The organism is Pseudomonas sp. P867, from assembly GCF_019891455.1.
GTDB classification, from domain to species: Bacteria; Pseudomonadota; Gammaproteobacteria; order Pseudomonadales; family Pseudomonadaceae; genus Aquipseudomonas; species Aquipseudomonas synxantha_A.
The window spans coordinates 26,292-45,561 of the sequence record NZ_JAFLXB010000011.1 but is presented as its reverse complement, the minus strand read 5'-3'; the positions used below and the strand labels follow the sequence as shown (position 1 = coordinate 45,561).

The following is a 19,270-nucleotide window of genomic DNA, read 5'->3' as shown; positions in this document are numbered from 1 at the left end:
ATCAACCCCTGTGAAAATTGCTGGCAAGCGTAACCACGCCGTCGGCCTGTTCATGCGCCAGCCAGGTAGTCCAGCCCAGGCGGCAAAGCGTGTTTTCGCCGATGTGCAACGGCCTGACCTCGCCCGGCGCCAACGTCAGGCGCAGGTCGTATTCCAGAGGGTCGCGCAGGGTCAGTCGCACCAGCGCGCACAGCCGCTGGTACGCCTCAGCGATAGGCAGAAAATCATGGAAACGCTGCCAACCCAGCGCCAGAAGATGCACCCTGAACTTACCGCTGCGGTCAGCGATGCGATGCCCCAGGACAAGGTCCTGACCAAGGGCACTGTTGGCCCGCCCCAGATGATTGCATTGCAACTGGCTGACCTCGACCGTGCGCTCCACCCATTGCTCGATAAACAACGCGTCGTGCTTGAAGTAGTAACGCAGGACAGCCTCGATCAGCGCAGCCGAGTGCACTCGCAAACTCAGCAGGCCCAGATAAGGCAGCAGGCGCTTGCAATCAAGCTGCGAAGCACTGCGAATTGCGCTGTCGCCCAGCCCCATCAAGGCAAACATCTGCTCGGAAAACCTGTCGTTAGCACCTGCCCGGAAACACGCCCGATAACGGTATTTGCGCCAGATCGGCAACATCAAGCGCTGCAGGCGATGATGGAACAGATCAAGGAAATCTCGAGTCGGGTTGCCGCCCGAACGCTCGGCAAACGCTTGCTCGGCGTAAAACGCAGGTAGCGGCGAGCCAGCACCGAATAACCCCAATACGTTGAGACGCAAGCGAGCGCGCAAGGCCCCGTGCTCGCTGAAAAACTCCACACGGTCGATATCGTGCGCGGCAAACCCAAAACCGGGGTTGGCCTGGAACTCCAATTGGTCATACAGCGCCTCGTCATCCAGCAGCGGATGAGCCTCGCGCAGTCGTTCGATGACCTGCACAATCGCCTGAAATAGCGTGTACTCACGAATCACACGGCAAAGTTGAGTCAAAACAGCGGTTGCTGCCCCATCCGGGATGGCCATAGGTACACGTCTCCTTGTGTGCTGATGACCCGCAACTCGTGATACGAATTGAGGCTTGCATAGAGCGCAAAGAACTGATTGAGAACAGAGGCGAATACAAACAGATCGCCCTGACCGACAAAGCCCTGGGAATCAACCGTCAGCTCGACCTGCAAGCCTCGAACAGGCAGACCGCGGTGCAGACGGTCCACTGCCTCATGGCGAATGGAGCGCAAAGCGCTCAACCTTTTCTGACTTACCTTCAGCGCCTGTCGATCGTGATAGCGCGGCAAGTCGTAGGTTTGGAGTATCACTTTCAAGGCATTGATATCGGTCAACGACAGATAGTTGACCGACATATTGCTGATGAGCTTCCACAAAAAATCCTGGTCCAGTGGCGGCGCAAAGCTCGCGGTGGGTGTGGTGATGTTGCAAAACCCCAATGACTCCGGGGTCTGTTCCCCGGGCAGGCTGATTTCGCCTGCACGAAGTTGGCGCGGCAGGTTGCAATTGGTACAGGTCAGTTCGACCGACAGGGTTTCCTGGCCCTGTTCGCGGCGGCTGGGGAATGCGATCCAGGTATCAAGCCCGCCATGCTGTACCGACGAACGCTGGCGAATGCTGTAACTGGAGGGTGCCGCCGAAGCCTCGTGATCGCAGTCATGTTCAAACGACTCGAACGGCACGTAGGGCTGGTAGCCCAACCCGCCGGGGCGCCACCCGGTGACCTGGTCCACGGAAAACACACTGGCATTGCCCGGCGTATATTCCCCAGGTACCAACAGGTACTCATCCTGTTTACCGTCCAGGCGAATGGGGATCGCATCCTGTTTGAACAGGTTGACGATGGGCGTGCAATACAGCTTCACGTTGTCCAGGGTGGGACGCAGGGGATCACGGCCCTGGGTGTGAAGTTCGAAGCGCATCACCATGCCATGCGCCTCTCGGAGCAGCTCGTCAGGCAGCGTGTGCACCACGTTCAGCCCTTCGACGTCGACAAACAGGTATTTCTCGGGAAAAGCGAAGTACTCCTGCAGATGCCGATAACCATCGAAGGTGTTCTGCGGATAAGGAATCAGCGCCTGCTCCGGGGAAAACCCCACTGGCTGAACCTGGCCGGCACTGAGGCGCAGCGTCACAGGTTGCCCGTCGCGCGTCCTCACCGGTACACCCTCGTGATCCAGCAGCGACAGGCAGATACTGTCGACATGGCGCAACAGGCTGAGGTACAGGCCCTGACTGATGTAGTGGTCGCCAGCCAAGTGCAGCCTCAGCGAATCAAATGCCAACTCACTGAAGTTACCTTGGGTACTCATGGTCAGTTGCAATTCCAGCCAGGCCCCCTCGCCCTGGCAGCGGTATTCCAGGCCACTGAGTTGCAGGGGCATGATGTCGGTGGCATAGCATGTGCGGAACCGGCAACGCTCACCCTTGGTGGGAGCGCTTTCCACGGCGGTGTCCCGGGCCACTCGAACACTGGGGCCGGCACGTTTCAAGGGGTCGAATTGCAGGATGCTGAAGGCCGGTGTTGGCCGCATGTAATGGGGCCATAACAAGTGCATCAACGAATGCGTCAGCTCCGGCAGTTCGTCATCCAGCTTTTGTCGCAGGCGAGCGGTCAGAAATGCAAACCCCTCCAGTAAACGCTCGACATCCGGGTCCTGGCCGGCCTCAGCAAGAAACGGCGCCAGAGCTGGATTGCGCTCGGAAAAACGCCGCCCTTGTTGGCGCAGCGCGCTGAGTTCACTTTGAAAGTAGCGGTTAAACGTCATGGACGAAAACCTCTACCCGCCCGGCTTGCGCAAGACGGGCCTGAAACACGACCGGTTGCAGGACGCCGTCGATAACTCGCTCAGCTTCAATTGCAAATGCCAGGACCAGGGACCCACGCACATCGGGCAACAGCCTGACATGCACATTCGCCAGTCGCGGTTCGTAGGCCTGGATAAAACGCTCGATATGCAGCCGCGACTGAGTCAATGATTCATGCAGGCTCAGTCGCATGTCGTTGAGATCAGGCAAACCATAATCAGCCAGTGTCTGGACACTGCCCGCACGTGTGCTGAGCATTTTCCCCAGATGTGCGGCGATGGACGCCACAGGACACCCTCGCGTCGATGCACCGTATTCAAGACGCTCGAAAAGGCTGTTGTGCTGAATCATGCCCTGGCCTCTGCTCATTCTTTATCGAGCTTGCCAACCAGGGACAAGGTGAAGTCTGCCCCCATGTACTTGAAATGCGGGCGCACTGTCACGTTGACGCGGTACCAGCCTGGCTCGCCCTCGACATCACTTACGACGATGCGCGCGGCACGCAGTGGGCGCCGTCCACGCACTTCGGCGCTGGGGTTTTCCTGATCCGCCACATATTGGCGAACCCACTTGTTGAGTTCCTGCTCAAGGTCCGTGCGCTCTTTCCAAGCGCCCAACTGTTCGCGTTGCAGCACCTTGAGGTAATGGGCCAGGCGGTTGACCACCATCATGTAGGGCAATTGGGTGCCCAAGCGGTAATTCAGTTCTGCCGCCCTGCCTTCTTCACTGATGCCAAAGGATTTGGGCTTTTGCACGGAGCTGGCGGAAAAGAACGCTGCATTGTCGCTGCCCTTGCGCATGGTCAAGGCGATGAACCCTTCTTGGGCCAGCTCGTATTCGCGCCGATCCGATACCAGCACTTCGGTAGGGATCTTGGTTTCAATCTCGCCCATGCTCTGGAAGTGATGCAGTGGGAGGTCCTCGACGGCCCCGCCGCTTTGCGGCCCGATGATATTCGGGCACCAGCGAAAGCGAGCGAAACTGTCTGTCAGGCGCGTGGCAAAGGCATAGGCGGTATTGCCCCACAGGTAATGCTCGTGGCTGTTAACCACGTTTTCCTGATACGCAAAGGTTTTGACTGGGCACTCAAGGGGGTCATACGGGGTGCGCAACAGAAAGCGCGGGACGGTAAGGCCAATGTAACGGGCGTCTTCGCTCTGGCGAAAGCTTTGCCATTTGGCAAACTGCGGCCCTTCGAAGTGATCCCGCAGGTCTTTCAGGTCGGGCAGCCCGGTGAAGCTTTCCAAGCCAAAGAAACTCGGCCCCGCCGCAGCAATAAAGGGGGCGTGAGCCATGCTGGCGACGCTGGAGGCGTATTGCATCAGCTTTACATCGGGCGCACTGGGCGAGAGAAAATAATTGGCAATGATCGCACCCACCGGCTGCCCACCGAACTGACCGTATTCAGCGCTGTAAACATGCTTGTAAAGCCCGGACTGAGTGATTTCCGAGGAATCCTCGAAATCATCCAGCAGGTCTTCGCGTGAGACATTCAACAGCTCGATCTTGATGTTCTCGCGAAAATTGGTGCGGTCGACCAGCAACTGCAACCCCCGCCAGGAAGCTTCCAGCGCCTGGAAGTCGGGATGGTGCAGGATCTCATCCATTTGCTGGCTGAGCTTGGTATCGATTTCGGCGATCATCCGGTCGACCAGGCGTTTCTTTACCGGTTCGTCACGGTTGTGTGGCTTGAGCAGCTCCGCGATAAACGCCGATACGCCGCGCTTGGCGATGCCGTAAGCCTCGTCGTCGGCGCTCAGCAATGTCTGGGCGGTGATGTTGTCGAGGATGCTGCAGGTGTGGATAGTCTGTACCGATTGCAGCTCGTGTTGAATCGTGGTCATGGTATCAGTGTCCTTTTACTGAAAATGTCAGGCGTCTGGGCTGGGCAGCCCAAGCTCGGCCAGAACTCGTGCGCGGGAATCACCATGGGTCAATGCCTGCTCGATCGCCTTGCGAAAGCTTGGGGTGTTGCCCAATGGTCCCTTGAGCGCCACCAGTGCTTCACGCAGTGCCATCAGCTTTTGCAACTCCGGGATCTGCTCGACAAGATTCGCGGGATTGAAGTCTTTCATCGCGTTGATGCGAACCTGGATCGCCAGTTCTTCCACGTCGGCTTGATCCTGGAGGCGATTGGGTACGTTCAGCGTCAGGCTCACTGCTTGCTTGGCCAACACCTCGTCGAGGGTGTGCTTGTCGATACCGATGGGCTTGCGATCTTCCAGCTTGCGCAGGTCCGCACGTTTGGAAAAATCCCCCAGCACCAGCAGCTTCAACGGTAGCTCGACCTCTTCCTGGGCACCGCCGAGGGCGGGTTTGAAGGTGATATTGATACGTTCCTTGGGGGCTACCGAACCGTCTTTGGCCATGGTGCTTTTCCTTTTATTTGATGAGGCGCTATTGAAGTACTGCTTCCAGGTCGAAATGACACAACCGGCGATGCAGGGCATCCTTGCCGTCGCGTATGGCTTGGCTTTGAGGTAGCAGGTCGTAGCAGCGGTACAGGAGCTGAGCGACTTGCAGGGCCAACGCCGGCTCCCAACTTTCCAGGCCCGTGCGCTGTAATTGAAGATCGAGTTGCTCCAGCTGGATCCTGGCCAGCTCGTGTTTGCCGGCCGCCATGCACAGCCTGGCCAGCGCCAGGCGCCAATGAAAACGGCAGCGATCACTGACCGCGCCCTGCAAGCCTTGCTTGATCACACCCACCGCGGCTTTGAGCCCGTCCTTGCGCAGACAAGGCATTACCGCGTCCAACGCCGCGTCCCAGGGTTGGGTCGTCAGGTCGGTCACGACTTCACTGGGCGCAGGCTTGCGCACATGGCGCATCACGTGCAGCGCAATCCACTCGGCTGTCGCAGTGTCGGCAAAGGGGGTGCCGTCGTCGAAGCGGTACTCCGTCAGGTTTGGCAGGCGCTGCAGCAGCAGCGCGAAATGTATCTCCAGTTCGGCCATGGCCAGGTCCGCGTGCAAGCCGTCCAGACACTCCCAGGCCATGCGCAAACCATCGAACCAGAACAACGCACCGGCCAGACTGACTTCCAGTTCGAACAACACATCGGCGTAATGGCCTTGGCTCAAGCGCTCCTGATAACGCTTGAGCTTGTCGGCGGCCAATGGGCGCAGCGCGGTTATGCGTTCACTGTTGGCGTCGGGGTAGTTGACGAGCATCAGCCACGCTAAGGTTCGGCCCAGGCGCAAAGCCCGCAGGTCGGTGGCGTTCTGGCGCAACCACCAGGCGCATAAAGGCCGGGCCTGTTCCTGTAATGAGCGCAGTAATTTGTGCGCCTCTTTTTCGCTGTTGACCGATTGCTCGGGGGTGGGCAACTGGACCGCCGCTTGCCTCACGCCGGGAATAGCACCCGCGCCCCCATCAGCTTCTGGCGCCCCTTGCGCGGCATCGGCCAGGCGCTCCGCCAATTGCCGTCGAATCGGCAGCAGCACGGGAGCATCACTCCCCAGATGTTGGGCCCATAGTTGGTCCAGATGTTCGAGGTGTTCCAGCAACGCTTGAAATAAAGGCTGTTGATCATTGAGCGAGATTTTTTTTGCAAACGCTTGCTCAAGGCGCGACACCAACCAGCCAAACGCTGCAACGCGGGTACGCAGTTTGCCAGGGTAGACGTGCACCCAATGGTGCTCGCAGAGCTCACGCAGCACACCGAGGCCGGCCAGCAATCCAGCCAATGAATCACGCTGATACAAGGCCCAGGTCAACCAGCAGGCGACACGCAGATCCTTGGAGTGCTCACGCAGCAGGCATTCGCTGATTTCGCTGACCCGCTGCCAATCCGGCAGCCCATTGCCATGAACCGACTGCGCTTTGCCAAGTTCGCCTTCCAGCGCTTCGAACTCGTTGGAAAAGCGCATATCAATGCCCACGAAACTACCTGGCGAACAGGCTGCTCGTGCAAGTAGCAAATAATAGGCATACAGTTCTTTTGAATGACTCATTTTCGGCCGCACACAACCATCCAAGGCAAAATAGGCAAACTTAACGCCATTAAAGTACGTATCAGAGAGCCCTTAAGTTCCGTTCAAACATATCGAGACACAAGAACCTTAGCCATGCATAAAGCAATGAGCAAGCGACGGACCAAAACTTAAGAAACATCCTACGCGCCTCTATAATCTTGGCCTGCGCAGCTATTTGCGCACACATTCGAGTAACAACAACTCTGTTAGCTCGGCCAGCCGTATACTTCACCGTAAAAACACGTGAGCAACTAAGTGCGCATCGATGCGCAACTTTTATAACTAAAAACAGCCCATAGCCCGGAATAAAAACCCAATACGCAGTGCACCAAACAGTGCTAGCCCTTATTTCATTGAACTTCACACTTTCAGGCACGCTTCTTGTTATAGGTTATAGGCACCTACCCGTTCAGCCATTTCGCTGTTCGGCAAAACCTACTCAACCCGGCAAGGAAACCAATCATGCCAACACCCGCGTACCTCTCCATCACCGGAGTCAAACAAGGTTTGATCACGGCAGGCACATTTACTCAGGACTCGGTAGGCAACATTTATCAGGAAGGTCATGAGGATCAGATACTGGTCCAGGCATTTGCCCATCAGGTGATCATTCCTCGCGATCCGCAATCGGGCCAGCCGACAGGTCAGCGCGTGCACAAGCCGCTGATGATCAGCAAGGTTTTCGATAAATCGTCACCGTTGCTGTTCAGCGCCCTGACCAGCGGTGAAGAAGTCTCCTGCCGCCTCGAATGGCTGCGCACCTCGTCCGCCGGAACCCAGGAGCACTACTTCACCATTGAACTGGAGGGTGCGACTATCGTGGACATCCAGTCACGCATGCCCAACTGCCAGGACCCCGACAACGCCCACTTCACTCATCTGGAGGATGTGCACTTCACCTATCGCAAGATCATCTGGACTCACGAAGTGGCCGGAACTTCCGGCTCGGACGACTGGCGCAGCCCAGTGGCCGGCTAACCACGGCTAGAGCGGGAACAGCTGCCAGGGAAGGCGCCGTTCCTGCTGGCCGGTTACACCATCGCCAATGGGTGCTTACGCTTGGGCGCTGCGAACACACGATCGATAGCGTCCAGGTCATGTTCATCCAACACCAGCTTCGCAGCTGCGGCGTTGAGTCGGATGTGTTCAGGTGTGACCGCCTTGGGGATTGCGATGACACCCTCCTGGCGCAGGACCCACGCCAGCGATACCTGGGCCGGTGTGACCTCATGGCGACGTGCGATCTGCTTGAGGGTCGGGCTCGACAGCAGCTCACCACCCTGGGCGATGGGACAATAAGCCATCAGTGGTAAATGATGCTGTTGCCACCATGGCAACAGGTCGAACTCGATCCCGCGCTCTTCAATGTTGTAGAGCACTTGATTGGTCGCACATGCAGGGGATGCGAGCTCCTGCAGGTCTGCCACATCGAAGTTGGAAACACCCCAGCGGCCGATTTTGCCGGCCTCGCGCAAACGCTCGAACGCTTCGACAGTTTCTTCAAGTGGGTACTGGCCGCGCCAGTGCAACAGATACAAATCAATGTAATCGGTGCCAAGGCGCTGAAGGCTGGCTTCGCAGGCGCGAGGCACCCCCTTTTGGCTGGCGTTATGCGGATAGACCTTGCTGACCAGAAATACCTGGTCGCGCTTGCCACGAATCGCCTCTGCGACCACCTCTTCGGCACCGCCGTCGCCATACATCTCGGCGGTATCGATGAGCGTCAGGCCCTCATCTATACCCAGTTGCAGCGCAGCAACTTCGGCGCGGCGCCGGCTTGGGTCTTCGCCCATGCGCCAGGTCCCCTGGCCGATGACAGGGACGGGAACACCGGCCAGATCAATGGTACGCATGACAACCTCCTGGTGAGTGTGCTGATTAACAATGTGGCATTGAGCGGACAAAAGGGTTCAATCGCAGTATGGTTGCCCTTTCGCCAGTCGCCAGGAATCACCGGTAATGCTGTTTGTCGTCATGCTCGGGGGCAAGCATCCACGGGCAAAAATCGAAGTACACGATGTAGTGTTCGCCGTGGCGGATACGTTGCAGGCCAGCTACCCGCAATTGCGCGACGCCTGGTTTGGCAGCCCCAAGGGTGTGCACATCGACTCATGGATGGCGGTCGACGGCGTCGACGGCTGGAAAGTTGAACTGAGCCATCTGGCGCCTCATGGCGACGCGCCCCGCCTGTACTTCATCAACCTCGGGGGCTATGAAGCCCATAGTTTCGGCGAGGCCCATCACTACCTGCTGGTAGTCGCTCGTAACAAACAGCAGGCCATGAGCCAGGGCAAGCAGCAGATGCTGCGCCACTGGTCCCAGGCCCACACCGACGGCGTGCTGGATATTGACGACTGCCTGCCGATCGACTTGGTGGACGGCCGTTACATCCACCTGGTGCAGGGGCCGCACCAACCGATCGTGCAGCGCAACGACTACATCGTGTTGCCTTGAACCGCCACGCTGAAAAAGACAGGACTGAACAACAGCGGAACTTTGCCAGGAAATAACCGCCTGAATCCGGTACGCTCACCGTTTTTTTACTCTAGGAGTTATTCCCCATGGCCAAAGCCACCGCCCGTCACATCCTCGTTTCCACTGAAGACAAGTGCAACGAACTCAAGGCCCAAATCGAAGGCGGCGCTGATTTCGCAGAAATCGCCAAAGCCAATTCGTCCTGCCCATCCAGCCGCCAGGGCGGTGATCTGGGTTCGTTCGGCCCAGGCCAAATGGTCAAGGAATTCGACACTGTCGTATTCAGCGCCCCGGTCAATACCGTGCAGGGCCCGGTTAAAACCCAGTTCGGTTATCACCTGCTGGAAGTCACCAGCCGCCAGGATTGATTCAATCGGCGCAGATGCGATAAACAACGGCCCGCCCTTTGGCGGGCCGTTGTGCATGTGATGACTGGCGATGCCCAGGCCGTTAGCGTACAAATCCCTATTCTTCTTAACCCGGCGTTCAAGGCTGATAATGCGATTGGCTTTTTCATCTCTGCTCTGCTCCACCCTGGCCCTGCTGATGGCCAGCACTGCGGCGATCGCGGCCCCGCAAACCTACCTGACGGTTTACGGCGAGCCCGCCAAGTACCCCGCCGGTTTCAGCCACTTCGACTATGCCAACCCCAACGCGCCCAAGGGCGGCAGCCTGCGGCGCTCGGCGCTGGAGGTCGGGCGGTTTGATCATGTGCTGCCGTATATCGACAAAGGTATTGGCGTGTCTCAGGTCGACGGCTGGGTGTATGCTCCCCTGGCGCTGCGCTCGCTGGATGAGCCCTACACCGTTTATGGCCTGGTGGCAGAAAAAATGGAGCGCGCCGACGACGGCCTGTCGCTACGTTTCTACCTCAATCCCAAGGCGCGTTTCGCCGACGGTACCCCGATTACAGCCGAAGACGTGCGCTACAGCTTCGATCTGCTGATGACCCAAGGCAGCCTGCGCTTTCGCACGTTGTTTGCCGACGTCAAGCACGTCGAAGTCGAAGGCGAGCGTCAGGTACGCTTCGACTTCTCCAGCAACGACAACCGCACCCTGCCCCTGGATATCGCCACCTTGCCGGTGTTCCCGGAGCATTGGTGGAAGACCCGCGACTTTGCCAATGGCGGCGGCTACGAAGCCCCGCTGGGCAGCGGCCCGTACAAGGTCAGCAAGATCGACTCCGGCAGCACCATCACCTTTACCCGCGATCCGGATTGGTGGGGCAAGGATTTGCCGGTCAGCCGTGGCCTGTACAACTTCGATCACCTGAGCCTGGAATACTTCGGCGACACCGAAGTGGCGCGCCAGGTGCTGCGCGGCGGCGCCTACGACTTCAACCGTGAATTCTCCGCCACCGGCTATTCCATCGGCTACAACGGCCCGGCGCTGGACGATGGTCGCCTGCAGCGCGCACACCTGGCCAAAGAGATGCCGCAACCGGCCCAAGGCTATGTGTTCAACGTGCAGAAGCCGATTTTCAAAGATCGCCGCGTGCGCCAGGCCTTGGCGATGCTGTGGGATTTCGAATGGGCCAACCGGCAAATGATGCGCAACCTGTACATCCGCCAGCAAAGCTACTTTTCCAACAGCCCGCTGGCGGCCAGCCAATTGCCGACCCAGGAAGAACTGGCGATCCTGGAACCGTTGCGCGGGCAAATCCCGGATGAAGTGTTTACCCAGGTATTCAAGGCCCCGGTCACCGACGGCAGCGGCATGATCCGCGATAAACAACTGCAAGCCCTGGCACTGCTTGAGGACGCTGGCTGGAAACCGGTGGGTGACAAACTCGTCAACGCCCAGGGCGAGCCGCTGGAGTTCACCTTCCTCAACGTCCAGAACGGGCTTGAGCGCCTGTTGCTGCCCTACAAGCGCAACCTGGCGCAGATCGGCATCACCCTCAATATCCGCCGCATCGACTCGTCGCAGTACGTGAACCGCCTGATGGCCCGTGACTACGACATGATCGTCACCGGTTTTCCGGTCACCACCTCGCCCGGCATGGAGCTGTACAACTACTTCGGCTCCGCCGCTGCGTTCGATCCGGGCGCCAACAACTACATCGCACTCAAGGATCCGGCCGTCGATACGCTGATCAACGGTTTGGTGAAGGCCGACACCCAGGCGCAGATGCTCACCTACGCCCACGCCCTGGACCGTGTGCTGCAATGGAATTACCTGTGGATCCCCAACTATTACCCCCCGGGCACCTCCGCCGCGTGGTGGAACCGTTTCGGCCGCCCGGCGATCGAGGCGAAGAATGACGAAGCCCTGGAAACCTGGTGGGAAGTCAGCCCCACGCCACTGACTAACGAGCAAATGCAGGCCGAGCTGAAAAAACGCGGAGGAGCCCGTTGATGTTTGCCTATATCGTACGGCGCCTGCTGCTGATCATCCCGACGCTGGTGATCATCCTGCTGGTGAACTTCGTGATCGTGCAGGCCGCGCCCGGCGGGCCGGTGGAACAGGCCATTGCCCATCTGCAAGGCATTGGCGGCGGCGGTGTAGCGGGCGCATCCGGCGAAGGTATCAGCGGCTCCCGGGCCAGTCGTGGCCTGGACCCGAAGCTGATCAAGGACATCGAAAAACAATACGGCTTCGATAAGTCCGCACCGGAACGCCTGTGGCTGATGCTCAAGAACTACGCCCAGCTGGACTTCGGCAACAGTTTCTTTCGCGGCGCGACGGTGACCGACCTGATCCTGGAAAAGATGCCAGTTACCATTTCCCTTGGCCTGTGGGCGACGCTGATCACCTACCTGGTGTCGATACCCTTGGGGATACGCAAGGCCGTGCGCCATGGCAGCAGCTTTGACATGTGGAGCAGCACGGCCATCGTGATCGGTTACGCGATGCCGGCGTTCCTGTTTGCGATGTTTCTGATTGTGGTATTCGCCGGCGGTACGTCGCTGAACTGGTTCCCGGTGCGCGGGCTGGTGTCGGAAAACTTTGCCGAACTGAGCACCGTGGGCAAGGTTGCCGACTATTTCTGGCACCTGGTTTTGCCGGTGACGGCGCTGGTGATCGGCGGGTTTGCCACCTTGACCATCCTCACCAAGAACTCGTTCCTCAATGAGATTACCCGCCAGTACGTGGTGACCGCCCGTGCCAAGGGCCTGAGCGAACGCCGGGTGCTGTATGGCCATGTGTTTCGCAATGCCATGCTGCTGGTGATCTCGGGGATTCCCCAAGCGTTTATCAGCGTATTTTTTGCCGGCTCACTGCTGATCGAAGTGATCTTCTCCCTCGACGGCCTGGGCCGCATGAGCTACGAGGCGGCAGTGTCCCGTGACTACCCGGTGGTATTCGGCTCGCTGTTTATCTTCACCCTGTTCGGCCTTTTGATAAAACTCATCGGTGACCTCTGCTACACCCTGGTGGACCCGCGTATCGACTTTGCTGCGAGGAACGCCTGATGCTTGACCTGTCTCCCGTTGCGCGTCGGCGTTTCGAACGCTTCAAGAAAAACCGGCGTGGCTGGTGGTCGCTGTGGTTGTTTATCGGCCTGTTTATCCTGACGCTGGGCGGCGAGCTGATCGCCAATGACAAACCCTTGGTGCTCAGCTTCAAGAACGAACTGTATTTTCCGGTGTTCAAGCGCTACACCGAACAGCAGTTCGGCGGGCAGCTGCCGTTCCAGGCGGATTACCGCAGTGACTATGTGCAAAAGCTGATCAAGCAGGACGGCGGCTGGATGCTGTTCCCGCCGATTCCCTTCAGCGACGACACCCCCAATTATGAGCTGACCCGCCCTGCCCCGAGCCCACCGTCGGCGGTGAACTGGCTGGGCACCGATGACCAGTCCCGCGATGTATTGGCGCGGGTGATCTTCGGCGCAAGGGTGTCGATCCTGTTTGCCCTGGCCTTGACCGCCATCAGCGCCGCCATCGGCATTGCCGCCGGGGCGTTGCAGGGTTACTACGGCGGCTGGGTGGATTTGCTCGGGCAGCGCATTCTGGAGGTGTGGTCCGGCCTGCCGGTGCTGTACTTGCTGATTATCCTGTCGGGGTTCGTCGAGCCGAATTTCTGGTGGTTGCTGGGGATCATGGCGCTGTTTTCCTGGCTGGCGCTGGTGGATGTGGTGCGCGCCGAGTTCCTGCGCGGGCGCAACCTGGAGTACGTCAAGGCCGCGCGCGCCCTGGGCCTGGGCGACGCCAAGATCATTCGCCGGCATATCCTGCCCAATGCCATGACCGCGACGCTGAGCTATCTGCCGTTTATCTTGACCGGGGCGATATCCACCTTGAGCGCCCTGGATTTCCTCGGCTTCGGTATGCCGGCTGGCAGCGCGTCCCTGGGTGAGCTGATCGCCCAGGGCAAGCAGAACCTGCAAGCCCCCTGGCTGGGCCTGACCGCGTTTTTCACCTTGGCGCTGATCCTGTCGTTGCTGGTGTTTATCGGCGAGGCGTTGCGTGACGCCTTCGACCCTCGCTCATGAGTAATTGCCTATGAACCTGATCGAAATCCGCGACCTGTGCGTCGCGTTCAGCGGCCAGACCGTGGTACGCAATCTGAGCCTGGATGTGCGCCCCGGCGAGTGCCTGGCGCTGGTGGGTGAGTCGGGCTCGGGCAAGTCAGTGACCGCCCATTCAATCCTGCAACTGCTGCCGCAAGCCGGTACCGAAACCACGGGCTCGATCAAGTATCGTGGCCAGGAGTTGATCGGTGCAGCGCCGTCTACCCTGCAAAAACTGCGCGGTAACCGAATTGCGATGATCTTCCAGGAGCCGATGACGTCCCTGAACCCGTTGCACAGCATCGAAAAGCAAATCGGCGAAACCCTGCTGCTGCACAAGGGCCTGGGCGGCAAGCAGGCGCGGGCGCGGATTCTCGAACTGCTGGAGCTGGTGGGTATCCAGAAACCCCAGGAACGGCTCAAGGCCTACCCGCATCAGTTGTCCGGCGGCCAGCGCCAGCGGGTGATGATCGCCATGGCCCTGGCCTGCGAGCCGGAGTTGCTGATTGCCGACGAGCCCACCACCGCGCTGGACGTGACCGTGCAGCGCAAGATCCTGCTGCTGCTCAAGTCTTTGCAGCAACGCCTGGGCATGTCGCTGCTGCTGATCAGCCATGACCTTAACCTGGTGCGCAGTATCGCCCAGCGGGTCTGCGTGATGCGCGCCGGGGAAATTGTCGAGCAGGCTGACTGCCAGACCTTGTTCACGGCCCCACAGCACCCTTACAGCCGCCTGCTGCTGGACGCCGAGCCCACGGGCGATGCGCTGTGCAGCGATGCGCGCGAGACGGTGTTGCAAGTAGACAACCTCAACGTCGATTTCCCCTTGGGCGGCGGGTTGTTTCGGCGCAAGACCTGGCTGCGTGCGGTCGACGGCATCAGCCTCAGCGTGCAGCGCGGCAAGACCCTGGGGATTGTCGGTGAGTCCGGCTCAGGCAAATCGACGTTGGGCCAGGCGATCCTGCGTTTGCTTGACTCCACCGGCAGCATCCGCTTCCAGGGCGAGGCCCTCGACCCGCTCAACCATCAGCAGATGCGCCCGTGGCGCAAGCAGATGCAGGTGGTGTTCCAGGACCCCTATGGCAGCCTCAGCCCGCGCATGTCGGTCGAGCAGATCATCAGCGAAGGCCTGGAAGTGCATGCGCCATGCAGCCTGGCCGAGCGCGATGCCCAGGTGATCCAGGTGCTCAAGGACGTGGGCCTCGACCCCGCCAGCCGGCATCGCTACCCCCATGAGTTTTCCGGTGGCCAGCGCCAACGCATCGCCATCGCCCGCGCCCTGGTGCTCAAACCGGCGCTGATGCTGCTCGACGAACCCACTTCGGCCCTGGACCGTACGGTGCAGAAACAAGTGGTGGCGTTGCTGCGTGAACTGCAGGACAAATATGGCCTGACTTATCTGTTTATCAGCCATGACCTGGCCGTGGTGCGCGCCATGGCCCATGACATGATCGTGGTCAAGGATGGCAAGGTAGTGGAGCGCGGTGCCAGTCATGATGTGTTTGATTCGTCCCAGCACCCCTATACCAAAGAACTGCTGGCTGCAGCGCACATCCCTTTGTGATGATCAACAGGACTCTGCCTCCATGAGTACCAGCCTCAAGGATTATCAACACGTTCGCGGCCTGGCCATTCAGTCGTTGTTCGAGATCATCGAGCAGTCCAGCGAAGGCACGGTCATCGTCGACCGCGACGCGAACATCGTGTGGATGAACGAGCGCTACGCCAGGCGTTTCGGCCTGCACAGCGCCGATGAGGCCATCGGCCAGCCCTGCGAGCAGGTGATTTCCAATAGCCTGTTGCGCCAGGTGGTGCACAACGACCGGCCGATACTGCTGGATATCCAGGACACCCCCAAGGGCCCGCTGGTGGTGATGCGCCTGCCGATCCACGACGATGCCGGAGTGGTGATCGGTGCGATTGGCTTTGCGCTGTTCGATGAGTTGCGCAACCTGTCACCGCTGATCGAGCGCTACCTGAGCATGCAGCAAGAGCTGGCCTCGACGCGCTCGCTGCTGCGCTCGCGGCAAAGCAAATACAACTTCGCGCATTTTATCGGCACCAGCGCTGCCAGCCTGGAGGTCAAGCGCCGGGCGCGGCGCAGTGCGAGTGCCGAGTCGCCAGTGTTGCTGCTGGGGGAAACCGGCACCGGCAAAGAACTGCTCGCCCAGGCTATCCACGGTGCGTCACCGCGGGCGCACAAAGCCTTCGTGAGCATCAACAGCGCCGCGATTCCCCATGACCTGCTCGAAGCGGAGTTCTTCGGCACCGCCCCCGGCGCGTTTACCGGCGCCGACCGCAAGGGTCGCCCCGGCAAGTTCCAGATCGCCCAGGGCGGCACGCTGTTTCTCGATGAAATTGGCGACATGCCGCTGCCGCTGCAAAGCAAATTGCTGCGGGTGTTGCAGGAAAAGGAATTCGAACCGGTGGGCTCCAACGAGATGCTGCACAGCGATGTGCGGGTGATTGCCGCGACATCCATGGATCTGGAGGCAGCGATCAAACGTGGCGAGTTTCGTGCGGATTTGTATTACCGCCTCAACGTACTGCCGATCCAGGTACCGCCGTTGCGTGAACGGCTGGAGGATATTCCAGCGCTGAGCGAGGCGATCCTCGAAGAGCTGCGCAGCCAGCACGAACTGGACCCTGAGGCGCTGGTGTTGCTCGCACAACATGCATGGCCGGGCAATATCCGTGAACTGCGCAATGTGCTGGAGCGGGCGGCGTTGCTCAGTGATGACCTGATGTTGAATGCCGCGCAGGTTCGTGCAGCGATTGGTACGTTCAGCCCAGTAGTCCGTGGCCCGGTGGACGCGATCGAGGGTGAAACCTTTGCGGCGGCGCGGGAGCGGTTTGATCGGCAGGTGATTGGGGCGGCGTTGCAGGCGTGTACCGGGAATGTGGTAGAGGCCGCCAGGCAGTTGGGGCTTGGACGGTCGACGCTGTACAAGAAAATGGTGGCGCTGGGACTAACTCAGTCTCCATATTGAGACCCAATTCTCAATACAAAGACAATCCATTGTGAGAGGGGCTTGCTCCCGATGGCAGCCTGTCAGGCTGAGCATCTGTACCTGACCCACTGCTCTCGGAAGCAAGCCCCCTCCCACATTAGGTATTTGCTTGTCTCAAAATAGAGATAAAATTTCAAAGCGCTGTTGAAAATTCTGAAAATATCGTTGTTTTTCAAATAGTTAATAACATGGCACACATCTAGCTATAGCCCTCCCACCGCTTCACCCCACAACAATAACAATCCGATGGAGACACACCATGAGTGTGATCATTGCCCTGGCCGCGCTCGCGCTGCTGATGCTGGCTGCGTACCGTGGCTATAGCGTTATCCTGTTCGCCCCCATCGCCGCCCTCGGCGCGGTGCTGCTCACCGACCCATCAGCCGTCGCCCCCGCCTTTACCGGGGTGTTCATGGAAAAGATGGTCGGTTTTATCAAACTGTACTTCCCGGTGTTCCTGCTCGGCGCAGTGTTCGGCAAGCTGATCGAGTTGTCGGGTTTCTCGCGCTCGATCGTGGCGGCTGCGATCCGCTTGCTGGGCACGCGCCAGGCAATGCTGGTGATCGTGCTGGTCTGCGCCCTGCTCACCTACGGCGGCGTGTCGCTGTTCGTGGTGGTGTTTGCGGTTTACCCGTTCGCGGCGGAGATGTTTCGCCAGAGCAATATCCCCAAGCGCCTGATCCCGGCAACCATCGCCCTCGGCGCGTTCTCGTTCACCATGGACGCCCTGCCCGGCACGCCGCAGATCCAGAACATCATCCCCAGTACCTTCTTCAACACCACTGCCTGGGCGGCGCCGTGGCTGGGGCTGATCGGCACGATCTTCGTGTTTTGCACCGGTATGCTCTACCTGGCCCGCCAGCGCAACAAGGCCCAGCGGGCCGGGGAAGGTTATGGCACCGAGTTGCGTAACGAGCCGGAAACCGCCGAGAACCTCAGCCTGCCCAATCCCTGGATCGCGCTGTCGCCGTTGATTCTGGTCGGGGTAATGAACCTGCTGTTTACCCACTGGATCCCGCAGTGGTACGGCAAGACCCACAGCCTCAGCCTGCCAGGCATGAGCGCACCGGTGACCACCGAAATCGCCAAGCTCACCGCGATCTGGGCGGTGCAGGCGGCGTTGCTGGTGGGGATTATCGTGGTACTGGTGTTCGGCTTCTCCGCGATCAAAAGCAAGCTGGCCGAAGGCAGTAAAAGTGCGGTCAGCGGCGCGCTGCTGGCGGCAATGAACACCGCCTCGGAATACGGCTTTGGCGCAGTAATCGCCTCGCTGCCAGGCTTTCTGGTACTGGCAGACTGGCTCAAGGGCATCCCCAACCCGCTGGTCAACGAAGCAATTACCGTGACCCTGCTGGCGGGCATCACCGGCTCGGCTTCCGGCGGCATGAGCATTGCCCTGGCGGCGATGTCCGAGAGCTTTATTTCAGCGGCCCATGCGGCCAATATCCCTCTTGAAGTGCTGCACCGGGTCGCGGCCATGGCCAGCGGCGGCATGGACACCCTGCCCCACAACGGCGCGGTGATCACGCTGCTGGCGGTCACCGGCTTGACCCACCGCGAAGCCTACAAGGACATTTTCGGCATCACGATTATCAAGACCCTCGCGGTGTTCGTGGTGATCGGTACTTTCTATGCCACCGGCATTGTGTGAGGTTTTCATGACGACTTTGAATGGCAAGACCGCCTTGGTCACCGGCTCCACCAGCGGCATCGGCTTAGGGATAGCATTGAGCCTGGCCAAGGCTGGCGCCAACCTGATTCTCAACGGCTTTGGCGACGCCAGCGCGGTGATCGCCCAGGTGCAGGCGTTTGGTGGCAAGGTCGGGCATCACCCGGCGGATGTCAGCGACCCGGCGCAGATCGCCGACATGCTCGCCTACGCCGAGCGCGAGTTCGGTGGCGTGGATATTCTGGTCAACAATGCCGGCATCCAGCATGTGGCGGCGGTGGAAGACTTCCCGGTGGAGCGCTGGGATTCGATTATCGCGATCAACCTGTCCTCGGTGTTCCACAGTACACGTTTGAGCCTGCCGGGCATGAAGGCCAAGGGCTGGGGGCGTATCGTCAATATCGCCTCGGTGCACGGCCAGGTCGGCTCAGTGGGCAAGGCTGCCTACGTGGCGGCCAAGCATGGCGTGATCGGCCTGACCAAGGTGGTGGGCCTGGAAACCGCCACCAGCAATGTGACCTGCAATGCGATCTGCCCGGGCTGGGTGCTGACGCCGCTGGTGCAGAAGCAGATTGATGATCGCGTGGCCAGTGGGATCGACCCGCAACAGGCGCAGCAGGATTTGCTGGCTGAAAAGCAGCCGTCCCTGGAGTTTGTGACGCCGTCGCAGCTGGGTGAGCTGGTGCTGTTTTTGTGCAGCGAGGCTGGCGCCCAGGTGCGCGGTGCGGCGTGGAATATCGACGGTGGCTGGCTGGCCCAATAACCCCCCAGACACCGGAGATCAAAATGTGGGAGGGGGCTTGCTCCCGATAGCAGTGTGTCAGGGTAGACATTTGTAACTGAACCACCGCTATCGGGAGCAAGCCCCCTCCCACATTGGA

Annotated in this window: 17 protein-coding genes; 10 read left to right on the top strand and 7 right to left on the bottom strand. The window is 59.7% G+C overall.

Annotation, left to right across the window (positions count from 1 at the left end; genetic code table 11):
• Position 1: 1 nt before the first annotated feature.
• From tssG to tssA, 6 genes are read right to left on the bottom strand one after another with little or no spacing between them, the layout of a single operon-like run.
• Positions 2-1,015 (bottom strand): type VI secretion system baseplate subunit TssG, encoded by a 1,014-nt coding sequence (gene tssG, locus J1G33_RS19815; protein WP_032876032.1) that lies wholly within the window; start codon positions 1,013-1,015, stop codon positions 2-4.
• The gene (gene tssF, locus J1G33_RS19810; protein WP_223018578.1) at positions 979-2,766 is read right to left on the bottom strand and encodes a type VI secretion system baseplate subunit TssF; all 1,788 of its coding nucleotides are present in this window, start codon (positions 2,764-2,766) and stop codon (positions 979-981) included. Before tssF ends, tssG begins: the two co-directional genes overlap by 37 nt.
• The gene (gene tssE, locus J1G33_RS19805; RefSeq protein ID WP_078821536.1) at positions 2,756-3,157 is read right to left on the bottom strand and encodes a type VI secretion system baseplate subunit TssE; all 402 of its coding nucleotides are present in this window, start codon (positions 3,155-3,157) and stop codon (positions 2,756-2,758) included. Before tssE ends, tssF begins: the two co-directional genes overlap by 11 nt.
• Positions 3,158-3,171: 14 nt before the next feature.
• Positions 3,172-4,650, bottom strand: coding sequence for a type VI secretion system contractile sheath large subunit (gene tssC / locus J1G33_RS19800; RefSeq protein WP_005788785.1), 1,479 nt, complete (start codon positions 4,648-4,650; stop codon positions 3,172-3,174).
• A 27-nt stretch (positions 4,651-4,677) separates the two neighbouring features.
• A complete protein-coding gene (tssB, locus tag J1G33_RS19795) occupies positions 4,678-5,175 on the bottom strand; it encodes a type VI secretion system contractile sheath small subunit (protein ID WP_032876040.1) in 498 nt (165 codons plus the stop codon).
• Between the two features lie 28 nt (positions 5,176-5,203).
• Positions 5,204-6,757, bottom strand: a complete 1,554-nt coding sequence (gene tssA, locus J1G33_RS19790; protein WP_223018577.1) for a type VI secretion system protein TssA — start codon at positions 6,755-6,757, stop codon at positions 5,204-5,206.
• Positions 6,758-7,240: 483 nt separating this feature from the next.
• Here tssA and J1G33_RS19785 point away from each other — a divergent pair, with 483 nt between their 5' ends.
• Positions 7,241-7,756, top strand: coding sequence for an Hcp family type VI secretion system effector (locus J1G33_RS19785; RefSeq protein WP_005788794.1), 516 nt, complete (start codon positions 7,241-7,243; stop codon positions 7,754-7,756).
• A gap of 53 nt (positions 7,757-7,809) precedes the next feature.
• Here the strand turns inward: J1G33_RS19785 and J1G33_RS19780 are convergent, their stop codons facing one another.
• Positions 7,810-8,631 carry an aldo/keto reductase gene (locus J1G33_RS19780; protein ID WP_032876043.1) on the bottom strand — a complete coding sequence of 274 codons (822 nt, stop codon included), beginning with the start codon at positions 8,629-8,631 and terminating at the stop codon, positions 7,810-7,812.
• Between the two features lie 106 nt (positions 8,632-8,737).
• Between J1G33_RS19780 and J1G33_RS19775 the strand changes: the two genes are divergently transcribed.
• From J1G33_RS19775 to J1G33_RS19735, 9 genes are all read left to right on the top strand, one after another.
• Positions 8,738-9,232 (top strand): DUF1543 domain-containing protein, encoded by a 495-nt coding sequence (locus J1G33_RS19775; RefSeq protein ID WP_032876046.1) that lies wholly within the window; start codon positions 8,738-8,740, stop codon positions 9,230-9,232.
• Positions 9,233-9,339: 107 nt separating this feature from the next.
• Positions 9,340-9,621 (top strand): peptidylprolyl isomerase, encoded by a 282-nt coding sequence (locus J1G33_RS19770; RefSeq protein ID WP_005788801.1) that lies wholly within the window; start codon positions 9,340-9,342, stop codon positions 9,619-9,621.
• Positions 9,622-9,751: 130 nt separating this feature from the next.
• Entirely contained in the window at positions 9,752-11,611 is a 1,860-nt protein-coding gene (locus J1G33_RS19765; protein WP_032876050.1) for an extracellular solute-binding protein, read from the top strand.
• A complete protein-coding gene (gene yejB / locus J1G33_RS19760; RefSeq protein WP_032876053.1) occupies positions 11,611-12,669 on the top strand; it encodes a microcin C ABC transporter permease YejB in 1,059 nt (352 codons plus the stop codon). The genes J1G33_RS19765 and yejB overlap by 1 nt, the downstream gene beginning before the upstream one ends.
• Entirely contained in the window at positions 12,669-13,691 is a 1,023-nt protein-coding gene (locus tag J1G33_RS19755; RefSeq protein WP_005788807.1) for an ABC transporter permease, read from the top strand. The genes yejB and J1G33_RS19755 overlap by 1 nt, the downstream gene beginning before the upstream one ends.
• 10 nt (positions 13,692-13,701) lie before the next feature.
• Positions 13,702-15,273, top strand: a complete 1,572-nt coding sequence (locus J1G33_RS19750) for an ABC transporter ATP-binding protein (RefSeq protein WP_223018576.1) — start codon at positions 13,702-13,704, stop codon at positions 15,271-15,273.
• Positions 15,274-15,295: 22 nt separating this feature from the next.
• Positions 15,296-16,699 carry a sigma-54-dependent Fis family transcriptional regulator gene (locus J1G33_RS19745; protein ID WP_032876059.1) on the top strand — a complete coding sequence of 468 codons (1,404 nt, stop codon included), beginning with the start codon at positions 15,296-15,298 and terminating at the stop codon, positions 16,697-16,699.
• Positions 16,700-16,979: 280 nt separating this feature from the next.
• Positions 16,980-18,371: a GntP family permease gene (locus J1G33_RS19740; protein WP_005788811.1), complete on the top strand. Its 1,392-nt coding sequence runs from the start codon at positions 16,980-16,982 to the stop codon at positions 18,369-18,371.
• Between the two features lie 7 nt (positions 18,372-18,378).
• Positions 18,379-19,152 (top strand): 3-hydroxybutyrate dehydrogenase, encoded by a 774-nt coding sequence (locus J1G33_RS19735; RefSeq protein WP_032876062.1) that lies wholly within the window; start codon positions 18,379-18,381, stop codon positions 19,150-19,152.
• The last annotated feature ends 118 nt before the right edge of the window (positions 19,153-19,270 follow it).